This window comes from uncultured Thalassolituus sp. (assembly GCF_950066645.1).
Classification (GTDB): domain Bacteria; phylum Pseudomonadota; class Gammaproteobacteria; order Pseudomonadales; family Oceanobacteraceae; genus Thalassolituus.
In genome coordinates this window covers 151,010-164,519 of sequence record NZ_CATMFB010000005.1, presented here as the reverse complement: position 1 = coordinate 164,519, position 13,510 = coordinate 151,010, and the positions used below count along the sequence as shown (strand labels likewise).

General features: G+C 56.3%; 13 protein-coding genes and 1 riboswitch. Of the genes, 7 read left to right on the top strand and 6 right to left on the bottom strand.

The annotated features are described in order from the left end of the window. From Q1L85_RS06455 to Q1L85_RS06430, 6 genes are all read right to left on the bottom strand, one after another. Nucleotides 1–2,703, bottom strand: a complete 2,703-nt coding sequence (locus Q1L85_RS06455; protein WP_300424915.1) for an ATP-binding protein — start codon at nucleotides 2,701–2,703, stop codon at nucleotides 1–3. Between the two features lie 59 nt (nucleotides 2,704–2,762). Further along, on the bottom strand, nucleotides 2,763–3,770 hold the full coding sequence (locus tag Q1L85_RS06450; RefSeq protein ID WP_300424916.1) for an AraC family transcriptional regulator: 1,008 nt from the start codon (nucleotides 3,768–3,770) through the stop codon (nucleotides 2,763–2,765). Between the two features lie 19 nt (nucleotides 3,771–3,789). Beyond that, a complete protein-coding gene (locus Q1L85_RS06445) occupies nucleotides 3,790–4,749 on the bottom strand; it encodes a diguanylate cyclase (RefSeq protein WP_300424917.1) in 960 nt (319 codons plus the stop codon). A 3-nt stretch (nucleotides 4,750–4,752) separates the two neighbouring features. Next, the gene (locus tag Q1L85_RS06440; protein ID WP_300424918.1) at nucleotides 4,753–5,367 is read right to left on the bottom strand and encodes a histidine kinase; all 615 of its coding nucleotides are present in this window, start codon (nucleotides 5,365–5,367) and stop codon (nucleotides 4,753–4,755) included. Nucleotide 5,368: 1 nt separating this feature from the next. Then, on the bottom strand, nucleotides 5,369–5,743 hold the full coding sequence (locus tag Q1L85_RS06435; RefSeq protein ID WP_300424919.1) for a response regulator: 375 nt from the start codon (nucleotides 5,741–5,743) through the stop codon (nucleotides 5,369–5,371). 106 nt (nucleotides 5,744–5,849) lie between these two features. After that, complete coding sequence (locus Q1L85_RS06430; RefSeq protein ID WP_300424920.1) at nucleotides 5,850–6,656, bottom strand: thioesterase family protein; 807 nt, start codon at nucleotides 6,654–6,656, stop codon at nucleotides 5,850–5,852. Between the two features lie 196 nt (nucleotides 6,657–6,852). On the opposite strand from Q1L85_RS06430, the gene Q1L85_RS06425 reads away from it, so the two are divergent. From Q1L85_RS06425 to Q1L85_RS06395, 7 genes are all read left to right on the top strand, one after another. Then, entirely contained in the window at nucleotides 6,853–7,299 is a 447-nt protein-coding gene (locus tag Q1L85_RS06425) for a PaaI family thioesterase (RefSeq protein WP_300424921.1), read from the top strand. After that, the gene (locus Q1L85_RS06420; protein WP_300424922.1) at nucleotides 7,296–7,736 is read left to right on the top strand and encodes a PaaI family thioesterase; all 441 of its coding nucleotides are present in this window, start codon (nucleotides 7,296–7,298) and stop codon (nucleotides 7,734–7,736) included. Before Q1L85_RS06425 ends, Q1L85_RS06420 begins: the two co-directional genes overlap by 4 nt. A gap of 49 nt (nucleotides 7,737–7,785) precedes the next feature. Continuing rightward, nucleotides 7,786–7,910: riboswitch (TPP riboswitch) on the top strand. A 93-nt stretch (nucleotides 7,911–8,003) separates the two neighbouring features. Then, nucleotides 8,004–9,863 carry a phosphomethylpyrimidine synthase ThiC gene (gene thiC / locus Q1L85_RS06415; protein ID WP_300424923.1) on the top strand — a complete coding sequence of 620 codons (1,860 nt, stop codon included), beginning with the start codon at nucleotides 8,004–8,006 and terminating at the stop codon, nucleotides 9,861–9,863. Continuing rightward, nucleotides 9,853–10,950, top strand: a complete 1,098-nt coding sequence (gene thiO, locus Q1L85_RS06410) for a glycine oxidase ThiO (RefSeq protein ID WP_300424924.1) — start codon at nucleotides 9,853–9,855, stop codon at nucleotides 10,948–10,950. Before thiC ends, thiO begins: the two co-directional genes overlap by 11 nt. Beyond that, nucleotides 10,935–11,144: a sulfur carrier protein ThiS gene (thiS, locus tag Q1L85_RS06405; protein WP_300424925.1), complete on the top strand. Its 210-nt coding sequence runs from the start codon at nucleotides 10,935–10,937 to the stop codon at nucleotides 11,142–11,144. Before thiO ends, thiS begins: the two co-directional genes overlap by 16 nt. Next, complete coding sequence (locus Q1L85_RS06400) at nucleotides 11,144–11,971, top strand: thiazole synthase (RefSeq protein WP_307726801.1); 828 nt, start codon at nucleotides 11,144–11,146, stop codon at nucleotides 11,969–11,971. Before thiS ends, Q1L85_RS06400 begins: the two co-directional genes overlap by 1 nt. Further along, complete coding sequence (locus Q1L85_RS06395; protein ID WP_300432631.1) at nucleotides 11,968–13,506, top strand: bifunctional hydroxymethylpyrimidine kinase/phosphomethylpyrimidine kinase; 1,539 nt, start codon at nucleotides 11,968–11,970, stop codon at nucleotides 13,504–13,506. Before Q1L85_RS06400 ends, Q1L85_RS06395 begins: the two co-directional genes overlap by 4 nt. Nucleotides 13,507–13,510: the final 4 nt, after the last annotated feature.

The window sequence follows — 13,510 nt, the reverse complement described above, 5'->3', positions numbered from 1 at the left end:
TTATCCTGTCGTGGTGGGGGCTTTGCGCGACTCTTTATCGTTCGGCAGCCACATTTCAAATAACCGCCGCAGGTTCTGCTTGCGGATCGGTTTATTCAGTAGCTCATCCATGCCGGCATCACGTGAGTATTTCTCGAACTCAATGCCAAGGTGTGCCGTTAATGCAATCACCGGGATGGGGGGTAAGGCGTTGGTTATCTGCAGCTTACGTATCTGCCGGCTTGCTTCATAGCCGTCCATAACGGGCATTTCGCAGTCCATCAGTATCAGGTCGGGCTGATCAGGATTTGCCTCATAGGCCGATAATATCTGTGCCCCGTTATCGAAGATCTGAAACTCCATTCCCATATGTTTCAGCATACCCGCAATGACTTTCTGATTAACGAGGTTGTCTTCAGCCACCCAGATCACGCCGTTGCGGAAATCATTGTCGCCTTGTATTGGCGAAGCGTTTTGCAGATCAAGCAGGTTGCACAGCTGGTGGATCAGCACATGTGAACGTAGCGGTCGCTCAAGCTGGCGCTCGCTCCCCAGACGGGGCACCTGGCTGTTGACCACATAAAGGAAGCCCGGGGCGGGATCACTCTGCGGTGGAGGTACATCGGTGATGATGCAGGCCGGGTTTTCAAAATGACCATGTGCCGCTGTCATCCCCATTCCCGTCAGCGTCCGTACGACAAGGTCCTGTTCGTAGGGGTCGGAAAGCTCAGCGTAAAAACTGCGGTTGCTCAGATCCGGGTAGGTTATTAATCCCGAGGGTTCCGGATGATTCAGGGTGACAGTAAATCGCGAACCGGCTCCGGGTTTACTGCTGACATCGATGCTGCCCCCGAGAAGTTCCGCCAGCTTCTGACAGATGGTCAGGCCCAGGCCCGTGCCACCGTACTGGCGTTGTGTTGAGTCATCGGCCTGAGAGAATGACTGAAAGAGTCTGTCCTGCTGAGACAGGTGAATCCCGATTCCAGAGTCTTCCACCTGTATTACCAGTGCATCCTCTTTCCACTCAACGCGCAGAAGTACCCGGCCGTGCTCGGTAAATTTCACCGCGTTATTAAGGAGATTGTTGAGTATCTGTCTCAGGCGGATTTCATCCGTATGAATAAACTGGTGGTAGGGGGGCAGCATTTCCGCAATCAGTGTCAGATTCTTTTCTGCGGCCTGGCGGGTGTACAGGAGTATCGAATCATTAATCAGCGGAGCCAGGGCAACTTCGCGCTTTTCCATGGTCATTTTGCCGGATTCAATTTTCGACAGGTCGAGGATGTCATTTAACAGTGAGAGCAGGGTTTCACCGGATGAAGATATTGTTCCGACGTAGCGCTTCTGCTGGGAGTCGAGACGGGTGTGCTCCAGCAGCTCAACCATCCCAAGGACACCATTCAGCGGGGTGCGGATCTCATGACTCATCATCGCCAGGAAGGCAGATTTGGCTTTCGCTTCCTCTTCTGTGCGCTGAAGTGAACGTTCCGACTGCCGCAGTTTTTCTTCCGATTTACGCGATTCTTTCCGCGCTTTAATCATTGCCTTGCGGGTACGGACCTGTTCAAGGCGTTGCTCATAGAGTTTGAGTACGATCGCCAGACTGTGAATGGCGATCATGCTGCCAGCGCCCAGATGCGTCGCGTACTGAGAAATTTCGGTCGTAGCGATAAACCCCTGTCGGGACAGGCTATGAATAATGATGGCGATAGCCAGAGAGTAAATGCCGACGCTGTAAACGGCGACAGAAGGGCTTCGCAGAACGCCGCTCAGCGTTGCCATGGCAATCAGGCACACAGGAATCAACAGTGTGGTGACGCGCATGGTATTCAGGGCAATCTGATAGTCAGGAATCAATGTACAGGCGAGTCCCGTGACCGCGGCAACGATGGCCAGATGTTTTACATGAATTGCAGGTTTGCGGTGTCGTTTTGGCGTTGGCAGAAACGTGGCAGCGAAAAGCACCGCCATGAACATGGGCAAAGCCCCGAGAACAATACTTGCACGCTGTTCAAAGCCGTAGGCACTCGTCCACAGGTAGCTGAATCCCAGACCGGAATGAGCCAGAAAAAACAGCAGATAGGTCCCGACAAAACCACAGAACCACAGCATGTAGCGTTCGCGGATAACCACAAATACCGCGAGGTTGTAGAGAAACACGGCGACCAGAAACCCCGCATACAGACCGAAACTCAGATGGCGGTTCTGATTCGACGTTTTCAGCGTTTCCTGATCGAGTATTTTCAGCGGGAAATTAAGCAGACCACGGTTCTCGACGCGGAAGTAGATGTCATATTCTCCAGAGGTCGGCAGTACCAGTGGGAGCTCAAAGCACAGGTTTGGCCGGATGCCCGGCTCCCGCAGAACACTATTGCCGACCAGCGACTGCGACAGGAGATTCCTGCCCTGAAAAACGAACATTTCGAGGCGCTCGATCAGCGGATAACTGATCACGGCATAATGATCTGAATCGGGTTCCGGTGTGCTTATGCTCAGCCGGTACCAGGTGACATTATTTCCTACTCCGGGGTTCGGTATGTCGCTGTGACTGGGGTGCCACGTTTTTGTGCTCGCCAGAATGTCGTAGGGGGACTCCAGCGGTGCATCCTCTTCCCAGACCATCAGTTGTTTTCCGAGCAGGGCTCCGGGCGCAACCCCGGTGTCCAGGGCCATGCAGTGAAAAGAGGCAAGTAACAGCAGCAGTGTCCACAGAGGCCTTAACAAGAGGGGAATCCGTTCATGATCAAAACATGCGGGAGTGTACGATGAGCTGCCCCTGCCTGTCATGACATGCTCCTGTTTCTGGCCCGATACTGGCCCGGTGTCTGTCCCGTCCATTTACGGAATGCCCGCTGAAACGTACTGGTTTCTGTATAACCCAGCCGGGAGGCTATATCCGCAATGCGGATCGGTGATTCGGCAAGGAGACGCGTCGCTTCGTCCCGTCGTATTTCGTCTTTCAGCTGTTGAAACGACGTCTGTTCTTCCTTCAGGCGCCGGCGCAGGGTTGGTGACGATGTGCTCAGAGTGCGGGCCATATCATCCAGATCGGGCAGTGCCGCACAATCGTGTTGACGCAGGTAGTTGCGGATTCGGCCGGTCATGCTCTGATGTGGGTTAGGTCTGGCAAGCACATCAGCAGGGGAGTGCTTCAGAAACTGTCGCAGGCTGGCCGGTGTCTGCGTCACAGGGGAAGACAGCTCCCGGGCGGGCAGTATCAGAGAGAGCTCAGAGCTGCTGAATTCGACCGGGGTCGCAAATACCACTGAGTACAGATCCCGGTGCACGGGGATGGCATAGGGGCAGCGCACCTGCAATAAGGGAATGCCGTGGCCTACCAGCCAGCTGCTGAAGCGGTGCCAGATGGCCAGCAGCGACTCGCTGAGGAAGTGATCGGGGTCAGATGTCATGTCCTGAGTGACGACAATACGCGCGAGGTGTTCGTCCTGTTCCAGATGCAGCTGAGGGGCGTGTGGAATCAGGCGATAGAAGGCTGATGCCCGGCGCAGGGCATGCTCAAGTGTTGTGCAATGTATGACGGCCCTGCACATCATAGCGAATGTACCAAAGAGCACAGGCTCAGGGCTGAGTCCCATGACTTCATCATCGCTGGCCTGCCAGATACTGAACATCAGGCGGGCGTATTCCTGCTGACCGAGCGAGCCGTCTGCCGCAAAATCACTCTCAGCAATTCCGGCACGTTGCAGTAACGCTTCCCTGGTCAGCCCATGTTTGCGAGCCCCGGAGAGAGGTGCGCGTACAAAAGGCTCGGGTATCCTGAACCCTGCCATGTCATGTCCCCGTTAAACGTTATTCCTGTGTTTTGTACTGGTATAACGTAGTTTTGTTCTTTCCGCTTTCCTTGGCATGATACAGGGCTTTGTCGGCGCAGTTCAGCCAATCCTGCGCATCAGTGAGGGCATCATGTGACATTGCTACCCCGACGCTCGCGCTGATGTCGGTCCCGGCACTTTTTGTCAGGCCTGCAATTCCCCGTCGCAGACGCTCTGCGGTGGCAATGGCTTGCTCAGACTCTGTATTTTTCAGCAGAAGAGCAAACAGCTCACCACCAATACGTGCCGTGCAGTTTTCCTGAGCAAGCGTCGACAGGGCGGTGGCTATGCGTTTGAGTATTTCATCTGAGCGGACATGCCCCAGAACGCGGTTAACATCCCGGAAGTGGTCAAGGTCAACGACCAGCAGGGCCGATGACTGCTGGTGGTTGCGGTGCTCAGCGATCGCATGATCCAGCGTGGGTAACCAGCTGTCGCGGTTGAGCAGGCCGGTCAGGCTGTCTTTTGAGGTCACTGCCGACAGTGATTCATTGGCCTTGCTGACTTCGCCACGGCTGATTGCGGTATCTGTGACATCGTAAACAATCAGGCAGATGTGGTTGACCGTTCTGTCCAGTGATTCCAGCGGGATAATGGTCGTATTCTGGAACATAAGTTCCGATTGCCCGGTGATGGGACGGGAATTGTAAAACCGGAAAAGAAATGGCCGCTGTTCCCAGATCGTAAAGGTCCGGGTTCGTAGTTGAAATACGGGCTCGGCCTTCTGGCGGAACCAGGCCTCCGGGATCTCATCGAACAGGGAAAACAGAATCTGATCTTTCGCTTTCTGTGGACTGATGCCGCTGTGGCTCTCCATAAAACCGTTCCACAGATGGATCCGGTAGTCGCGATCGAGCACGACAAGACCAACGTCTATGTTCTGAAGAATATCCATCAGCCAATGGATATCTGTGATTTCGATTTGACCCTGTGTCATACGTCAGTCCAGCAGAAAATCAATTTTTTTGTTAAGCGTCTTAACGGATTCCTCCGTAAACAGCAGAAGCAGTTCACAGTCGATGTTCATGTGCTCAATGGTGTAGTGAATTTCGATCGCCAGGGTCCGTTGCCATGCCTGATTTCCGGAACGCAGAATGTCATCGGTCTGGCAGTGCTGACCGAGCACGACCGGATGGCTCTGGTTGAAATGGATCTCCAGCTGATCGCCAAGGCCCTGGACGCACGCACCGATAAGAACAGAAGCGGTGTCCATCAGCAGCTCAAGCTCGGCCTGATGATTCAGGGGACCAGCGTACTTCATCAGTGAGGCCAGACTCGCGAAGCTGGTGTCGTTGAACAGGAGCAGGGCTTCTCCGGCGATTCCGGCGCCGATGAAGCCCTGGCAGACAGCAGACACACTGTCGTCTGAACCAGCCTCATGGAGCGCCATATTCAACTCAGAGCATTCGATAATACTTACCCGTGGAATCGGCAGCACGACGTAGGCACCCAGAAGCCGGGCGAGACTGTCAGCGGCCTGACCCATGGCGACGTTTGTTATCTCCTGATAACAGTCGCGTTGGTCTTCGGTAAGAATTGCGGGCACTGAAGTCATGCTATACCCCCGTCAGGATGCCGTATTCGGTGAGCACGTCCCTGGCTTTGCCTGCATCGATGGGTTTCTTGATAAACGCCATGGCTCCCAGCGCTTTCACACGCTCCTGAGCATCAGGTTGAATATCACCGGATACCACAATGACCATAGCGGGCAGGTCATCTCTGCGGATGGTTTCGAGCACGCCGTAACCGTCGAGGTTGGGCATGGTCAGATCGAGGAAAACAACGTCTCCCTTGCCTTCGCGGATTGCGCTGACGCCCTCGACGCCATCGCCGGCAAAGTGGACTTCAACATTCCACTCCGGGGGCAGTGCGCGGGCCATCTGCTTGCGGGCAAAGCTTGAGTCGTCACAGATCAGTACATTGAGGTTCATAGAAAAGATAATTCATCGGTCCCTGGTCCTATAAGTAATAGTCGCCAGGAGCCCGGGGGGCAAATGCCGGCCAGTGTGTTTTAGTAACTGACCGGCACCTGGAAGGTTAACGCTTGTCGTAGACAGTCACCAGTTGGCGTGACAGAGCCAGTAGCAGGCCGTCGGCGCGATAGATTCTCGCTGTAGTGTGGGCATAGCCGCCGTGCGCCTCTTCAATCTGAGCTTCATACCAGAGCCACTCATCGCCCCCGAGAGGTGTGTCGAGTGATTCGGGAGAGGCGACCAGTTCAAGGCTCCAGGTGACGCTGGCGCAGGGCGCGACTTTGCGAAGCTTTTGCAGCGTGGTAGGGGGCCATGCGTCGATCAGGGCGACGAGGTGAACGGAAGTGAGATCGCTGGTGCAGTCGCTGAAGCGCATCCAGCCATGAATATGGTTGTCTTTGCTGCCACTGAAGGGCAGTCCACCACTGACGTAGCTGAAATCGATGTGGCGGACAAATTCCGGTGTCATTCCGGCGATGTAAGGTAAGCGTTGTCCGGCGCCGGGTTCTCCGGGGGCGACGTCTGCTGCCAGCACCTGAACGTCGGATTCGCGTGGGGTGCCGTAGCAGGCAGTGATGCTGGTGGCGCAGGCGTCGTTCTGATGAATTTCGGCGCTGATGTGACTGATCGACCGGCCGGCTCGCAGAACCCGGGTTGACGTGGTGAACTCGGCGTCCGTTGCCAGAGGGCCGCAGAAATGCACACTGATGGAGCGCAGAGGCGCGTCCTGTGGGTGATCCCGCTCAATCGCCGCCAGGGCGAGTGCGGCAGACATACCACCAAAGGTTGTCTTTCCCTGTCCCCAGCTGGCATCCAGAGCAACCGGCTCGCCAGTTCGTACGAGTTCATTGTAATGATTAAAGGGCTTCATAGAGTGTCCTGAAAATTCATGCCTAAAATGATCATATCTTTTGTTGTGGTGAGCATTTTTGCTAATCATGCAGGGCAGTTTTAGCATTGAGCGGCTAACCTGAGAATAGTAACTTCTGCCCAGTTCACCGCGAAGGCGGTGCTGATGCTTCACTATAGCTACGTGACACACAACAGCGGTTCGCCGCGGAGTATTTATGTCTGACACCCTGACGGTGAAAGCCAGTCGCTTTGTCTCAGTTCTGCCGCACTGCACAGTGCTGGGCATGACTGTACTTCATGGCGACGAAAATGGCGTGCAAATGTCTCTTCCATATTCGGAACAAATCATCGGAAATCCAGCCAGTGGCGTAGTTGCAGGTGGCAGCCTGACGACTCTGATGGATACCGCGTGCGGCACCGCGGTGTTTGTTGCCCTGCCAGGCAATGAGCTGTGTCCGACGCTCGATCTGAGGGTGGATTATATGCGTGCGGCCCGTCCGGGAAGTGACCTGATCGCTCAGGCGACAGTCGTGCGCGTGACGACAAGTGTGGTGTTTACCCGCTGTGACGTGTACCAGGAAATCAATGGCGAGCGCAAAGAAGTCGCGCGCTGCACTGCGAATTTTATGCGCATTGGTAAACAGATAGGAGGAGCTGCATGACGACCGAAGATTATCTGGCACTACTGCAGCAGGCCCGGGCAGATGGTGATTATTCTGCAGTTATCCGGGCGATTCCCTACGCAAATACCATTGGCGTTCAGTTATTTGAAATGGGATCGCAGCCAACCTTTCTGCTGCCGAAAAATAAAGACAATATTGGAAATCCTATGTTGCCGGCGATACACGGGGGCGTGATTGGTGGCTTTATGGAAATGTCGGCATCACTGCATCTGCTGTTGATGAATGAGACCGCCGCATTGCCAAAAATCATCGACTTTTCTCTGGATTATCTGCGTGCGGGCCGGCACACGGATACCTATGCGTCGTGCCAGGTCTGGCGTCAGGGAAACCGGGTCGCCAACGTGGCGATCAATGCCTGGCAGACGGATATTGATCAACCAATTGCCACTGCCCGTGCACATTTTCTGATGGTGTAACTGACTACTTCAGTGATTGCCGCCGTCAGGCGGAGAGATTACACTGCAAGCTCATCTGTCGGGGTGCCTGACCGCTGGTTCTGAAGAACTGGCAAACAGGCTGAGATCGCGAATGCGGGTCCCGTTGAACCTGATCTGGTTAGTGCCAGCGTAGGAAACAGAAGTCTCCAGCCAGTTTATGGCTGTCACCGCCGCTGGGTATCTCACCCGCGTGCGCGGATTTCCGTACCGCCGCTGCCTGCCCGATCCTGACACCAGGAGAAGAGCATGGCTGAATCCAAAAAACATCAGACAGAAGGCATCAACAGTCTTCTTACCCTTGAACCCTTTCCCGCCTCTGAAAAGATATATGTCTCTGGCGAGCGTAATGATGTACGCGTCGGCATGCGGCAGATCCATCTCAGTGACACCCGTTACGCCGATGGACGTAGTGAAGCGAATGCCCCTCTGCCGGTCTACGATACTTCCGGCCCTTATACCGACCCCGGTCAGACGCTGAATATTCTGGAAGGCCTGCCCGCGTTACGTGCGTCCTGGATTGAGGAGCGAGCAGACACTGAGTTGCTTGCGGAGCCGTCGTCCCGCGCGGCGCGCGCATCAGCGATTCCAGTGCGTCAGTCTGATTTCCGTCGTCGGGCACAGGTGCGTCGTGCGCTTCCGGGGCGGAATGTCAGTCAGCTCTGGTATGCGCGTCAGGGCATTATCACCCCAGAAATGGAATACATTGCGATCCGGGAAAATCTTGGGCTGTCGCAACAGCAACTCGAACAGGCAACGGCGACACAGCATCCGGGCGAGTCTTTCGGGGCTGCAATTCCGGCAGTCATTACACCCGAGTTTGTCCGTTCTGAGGTGGCGCGTGGACGCGCCGTTATTCCATCGAATATTAACCACCCGGAAGCAGAGCCGATGATTATTGGCCGGAATTTCCGGGTCAAGGTTAATGCGAACATCGGTAATTCTGCCGTGACGTCGTCAATCGCGGAAGAAGTTGAAAAGATGGTGTGGGCAACCCGCTGGGGAGCAGACACCATTATGGATCTCTCAACCGGCAATGATATTCATGAGACCCGGGAATGGATTCTGCGCAATTCACCAGTGCCTGTCGGTACCGTTCCCCTGTATCAGGCGCTCGAAAAGGTCGACGGTGTGGCCGAAGATCTGAGTTGGGAAGTGTACCGGGATACCCTGATCGAACAGGCGGAGCAGGGGGTCGATTACTTCACCATTCATGCCGGTGTACTGCTCGAATACATTCCTCTCACAGCCAACCGGGTGACCGGCATTGTCAGCCGGGGCGGTTCAATCATGGCCAAGTGGTGCCTCGCACATCACCAGGAAAACTTCCTCTACACCCATTTCCGCGAAATTTGCGAAATCATGCAGGCCTATGATGTCTGCTTCTCCCTGGGCGATGGTCTGCGTCCTGGCTCTGTCGCAGATGCAAATGATGCTGCTCAGTTCTCGGAACTCCGAACACTGGGGGAGCTGACAAAAATTGCCTGGGAGTACGACGTTCAGACCTTTATCGAGGGGCCGGGACATGTGCCGATGCATATGATTAAAGCCAATATGGACGAGCAGCTGGCGCATTGTGGAGAGGCGCCGTTTTATACACTGGGGCCGCTGACGACCGATATTGCGCCAGGATATGACCATTTTACCTCTGGAATCGGAGCGGCAATGATCGGATGGTACGGCTGCGCCATGTTGTGCTACGTCACCCCGAAAGAACACCTTGGGTTGCCCGATCGTGACGACGTGAAGCAGGGGCTGATTGCTTATCGTATTGCCGCCCACGCCGCAGATCTGGCCAAGGGACACCCCGGTGCTCAGATGCACGATGATGCTATGTCCCGGGCACGGTTTGAATTCCGCTGGCAGGATCAGTTTAACCTCGCTCTGGATCCGGAGACGGCACGCGCCTATCACGACGAAACTATGCCGAAGGAAGGTCACAAAACCGCACACTTCTGCTCTATGTGTGGGCCGAAATTCTGCTCGATGAAGCTGTCGCAGGATATTAGAGACAGTGCTGCAGGTAACGGCATGGCTGATATGGCCCAAAGTTTCCGCGATCAGGGGAGCGAGCTTTATCATCCGGCGGAGGCTGCCGATGTCAGCTGACATCATAGTGATTGGCGGTGGGCTGCTTGGCAGCCTCATCGCCTGGCGGCTGTCGCGACGTGGCGACAGAGTCAGAGTGTATGAGCAGGGTCAGCCCGGAACGCCCGTCAGTGCAGCTTATACCGCCGCGGCTATGGTCGCGCCTTTCAGTGAGCGGCCACTGTGCGGAAACCGGGTGTTTTCGTACGGTTGCCGGTCACTTGATCTCTGGCCACAGCTGTTGGATGACCTGCAATACGACACGGGAATCCGTATTCCCTACAACACGATGGGAAGCCTTCTTGTGGCACATCCCTCGGATCAGGCAGAGCTGACTCAGTTTGAAGCCGAGATGAGGCGCCATGGATTACTGGGCGCAGACTCGGCGCGCCGTCTGAGTGATGCGGATATCCAGACTCTGGAGCCCGATCTCGCCGGACACTTCAGCCAGGGATTCTGGTTGCCCCGTGAAGCGCAGATCGACAACCGGCAATTGCTGCAGGTGCTGCGCAGCGCGGCAATTGAAGCCGGCGCCGACTGGTTTTATGACTCTCCGGTGCATCGTCATGGTGATGCCTGGCTTCTTGGCGACACGTCACTGAGCTCTGATCGCGTTATTGATACCCGCGGAACAGGGGCGCGCAGAAGTGTGCCCGGGCTGCGGGGCGTTCGCGGCGAAACGGTCTGGGTGGAGTGTCCCGAGGTGAGGCTGCAGCGGCCCGTGCGCCTTCTGCATCCGCGCTATCACCTGTATCTGGTCCCGCGTGGTGAAGGGAAGTATCAGTTGGGCGCAACAGAAATCGAAAGCGAAGACCGATCTCCGGTCAGTGTCCGCTCTGCGATGGAGATGCTGTCTGCTCTCTGGGCGATCGCACCTCAGATGGCCGAGGCAAGAATTCTGTCGCTCGAAACTAACCTGCGTCCGGCGCTCCCCGATCATCTGCCCATGATTGATACGACCGGCGATACCATTACCGTCAATGGGCTGTTCCGGCATGGATATCTGCTCGCACCGGCATTACTGGAAAAACTGGCTCCCCATCTGGGTAATGGTTTTATGCCAGACAACATGATTACCGACGGGAGAGATGCATGGATGGTCTGCTGATCAACGGCGAAGCAACGACACTGAAGCCGGGTCTGACGATGCAGCAGTTGCTGGAGGAGCTTGGCTACGACCTCCGGGAAGGCAGGTTTATTGTCGCAGTGAATGGTTCACTGGTGCCTGTCGGAGAATGGGCTGAACATCGGCTGAATCCGGGTGATCAGATCGATATCCTGGGTGCAATCACTGGAGGTTGATGATGAAAGACAATAGCGATGCACTGGTCATCAACCGTGAAAAAATCGGTGGGCGACTCTGGTTGGGAACATCCCACTACCCGTCACCTGAGGTGATGCTTCGTGCTCTCGATGCGGCACAGCCGGGTTTTGTGACTGTGTCTCTGCGGCGTCAGACGGCTCTTGAGGTAGCTGACAACGGCTATTGGGCCGGATTGCAGGACTGGATGACGGCTTCGGACGCCCGGCTTCTGCCCAATACCGCTGGCTGTCAGAGTGCCAGCGAAGCTATCCGTCTGGCCGTTATGGCGCGGGAGTTGTTCGGTACCTCCTGGATTAAGCTGGAGGTCATTGGCGACGATTACACGCTGCAGCCGCACACACTGGAACTGGTCGATGCGGCGACTGAGCTTTGTCGTCAGGGGTTTGATGTTCTTCCGTACTGTACCGACGACCTGGTCGTCTGTGAGGCACTGCTCAGAGCGGGTTGCCATGGGGTAATGCCATGGGCTGCGCCGATAGGAACCGGAAAAGGTCTGTTGAATCCCTACCAGCTACGGACTCTGCGTGAGCGCCTTCCTGAGGCCGTTATCGTCGTTGATGCTGGCATTGGCCGGCCTTCTCAGGCAATGCAGGCGATGGAACTTGGTGTTGATGCTGTGTTGTTGAATACCGCTGTGGCCCGCGCTCATGATCCGGTGGCGATGGCTGCTGCCTTTTCTGCCGCCGTCGTCGGAGGCCGCCGGGCCTGGGCGGCGGGGCTGATGGCCGAGCGCGATATAGCCAGCCCGTCGACGGCGGTGGCCGGATTGCCGTTCTGGCATCAGCCGATGGGGAGAGACGCATGACCTCTCCTGTGATCTGGGCGGTCTGTGCGTCCGACAGCCGAGGCGGGGCAGGTCTGCAGGCGGCGTTGGCGCAGGCGGCTCTGCCGGATGAGAACGGCCAGGTCTGTCAGTGTCGCAGTATTGTGACAGCGGTGACTGCTCAGTCGAGTCACGGCGTGCGCTCAGTGCAGGCACTGCCCGTCAGCGTTGTCGAAGCTCAGTGGCAGGCGGCGATGGAAGATGGCCAACCCGATGCCATCCTGGTGGGATGGTTACCGCCCGACAGCGAACTCATAGAGTGGCTGGTGAACCAGTTACGCTGGATGTCGGCGCCAGTTATCTGGGACCCGGTAATCCAGGCGACCGGCGCCGGGTTACCTCAGGCACAGGCGTCACTGCGGTCTCTGATTGCCTGTGCGCGGGTTATCACGCCAACGCGGGAGGAGGCTTGTTGGCTGACGGGCATGAACTACGCAACAGACGCCGATCTGGCGCGGGGACTGCAGAACGCCGGGGCGCATACGGTTCTGATTAGCGGCGGCGACTCGGACCCTATGAGTGAGTGGGTCACTGACCGGGTGTATTCCCGGGTTCACCCCGGCGAGCCTGAAACTGCGGTGCTCAGTGACTTTGCCGTACATCAGAAGCGACTGAGCGGGTCGGCACATGGCACCGGAAGTCATCATTCAGCGGCCATTGCCGTAGCACTGGCACGCGGAGAACGTCTGTATGACGCTTTGTTGCGAGGCTCGGTGATGGCCCGCGCCGCTCTGAAGGCGGGGCGTGACGCAGGTTTTCCTGCAGATCACAGGCAGCCTTATCCGAACTGTATCGCGGCCATGCCTCCGGCGACGGGGGACGACTGGCCACTTGTGACCCCGCTGGATCAGTTACCCGTGGCGAGAGTTCGTCGCCCGCCACCCTTGAAAGACAATGAACTGGGGCTGTACGCACTCACTGATAACCTGGAGCATCTCGAATCTCTGCTGGCGCTTCCGGTTGATGCGATTCAGTGGCGTGTAAAAGATCGTGATTCAGAATATCGTCGACAGACGCTGGCCGCGCTTAATCTCTGCCGGAAAGCGGGGGTTCCGTTCTGGTTGAACGACGACTGGCGTCTGGCACTGGAGATATTTCCGGATGGTGTACACCTTGGCCAGGAAGATCTCTGCCGGGCCGATCTTGATGCACTCCGGCATGCGGGAATTGCCTTCGGAACCAGCAATCACACGGAATGGGAAATTGCCCGGTCACGAGCAATGACTCCGGCCTACCTGGCATTCGGGCCGGTGTATCCTCCCTTATCAAAGACACTGAAATACCCTCCTCTGGGGACAAGCAGACTCGCTGTATGGAGTCGCCGCTACCGCTCATGGAAGCAGACCTGCATCGGTGGAATTGTTCCGGGTAATGCCAGACAGACGGCCGCCTGTGGTACGGGGTCATTGGCCGTGGTGACCTGCCTTCAGCCGGGGGCTGATCAGAAAAACAATGCAGATGCCTTAATTTCAGCCCTTGAAAACCTTCGGAGCACCCCTATATCTGAAAGCAGTTGATGAA

What these genes read in the sequence shown, in the direction of transcription:
- Q1L85_RS06450 (WP_300424916.1), bottom strand. Translation starts at nt 3,770, where the DNA reads ATGGCAGGGTTCAGGATACCCGAGCCTTTTGTACGCGCACCTCTCTCC.
- Q1L85_RS06445 (WP_300424917.1), bottom strand. Translation starts at nt 4,749, where the DNA reads ATGACACAGGGTCAAATCGAAATCACAGATATCCATTGGCTGATGGAT.
- Q1L85_RS06440 (WP_300424918.1), bottom strand. Translation starts at nt 5,367, where the DNA reads ATGACTTCAGTGCCCGCAATTCTTACCGAAGACCAACGCGACTGTTAT.
- Q1L85_RS06435 (WP_300424919.1), bottom strand. Translation starts at nt 5,743, where the DNA reads ATGAACCTCAATGTACTGATCTGTGACGACTCAAGCTTTGCCCGCAAG.
- Q1L85_RS06430 (WP_300424920.1), bottom strand. Translation starts at nt 6,656, where the DNA reads ATGAAGCCCTTTAATCATTACAATGAACTCGTACGAACTGGCGAGCCG.
- Q1L85_RS06425 (WP_300424921.1), top strand. Translation starts at nt 6,853, where the DNA reads ATGTCTGACACCCTGACGGTGAAAGCCAGTCGCTTTGTCTCAGTTCTG.
- Q1L85_RS06420 (WP_300424922.1), top strand. Translation starts at nt 7,296, where the DNA reads ATGACGACCGAAGATTATCTGGCACTACTGCAGCAGGCCCGGGCAGAT.
- thiC (WP_300424923.1), top strand. Translation starts at nt 8,004, where the DNA reads ATGGCTGAATCCAAAAAACATCAGACAGAAGGCATCAACAGTCTTCTT.
- thiO (WP_300424924.1), top strand. Translation starts at nt 9,853, where the DNA reads ATGTCAGCTGACATCATAGTGATTGGCGGTGGGCTGCTTGGCAGCCTC.
- thiS (WP_300424925.1), top strand. Translation starts at nt 10,935, where the DNA reads ATGGATGGTCTGCTGATCAACGGCGAAGCAACGACACTGAAGCCGGGT.
- Q1L85_RS06400 (WP_307726801.1), top strand. Translation starts at nt 11,144, where the DNA reads ATGATGAAAGACAATAGCGATGCACTGGTCATCAACCGTGAAAAAATC.
- Q1L85_RS06395 (WP_300432631.1), top strand. Translation starts at nt 11,968, where the DNA reads ATGACCTCTCCTGTGATCTGGGCGGTCTGTGCGTCCGACAGCCGAGGC.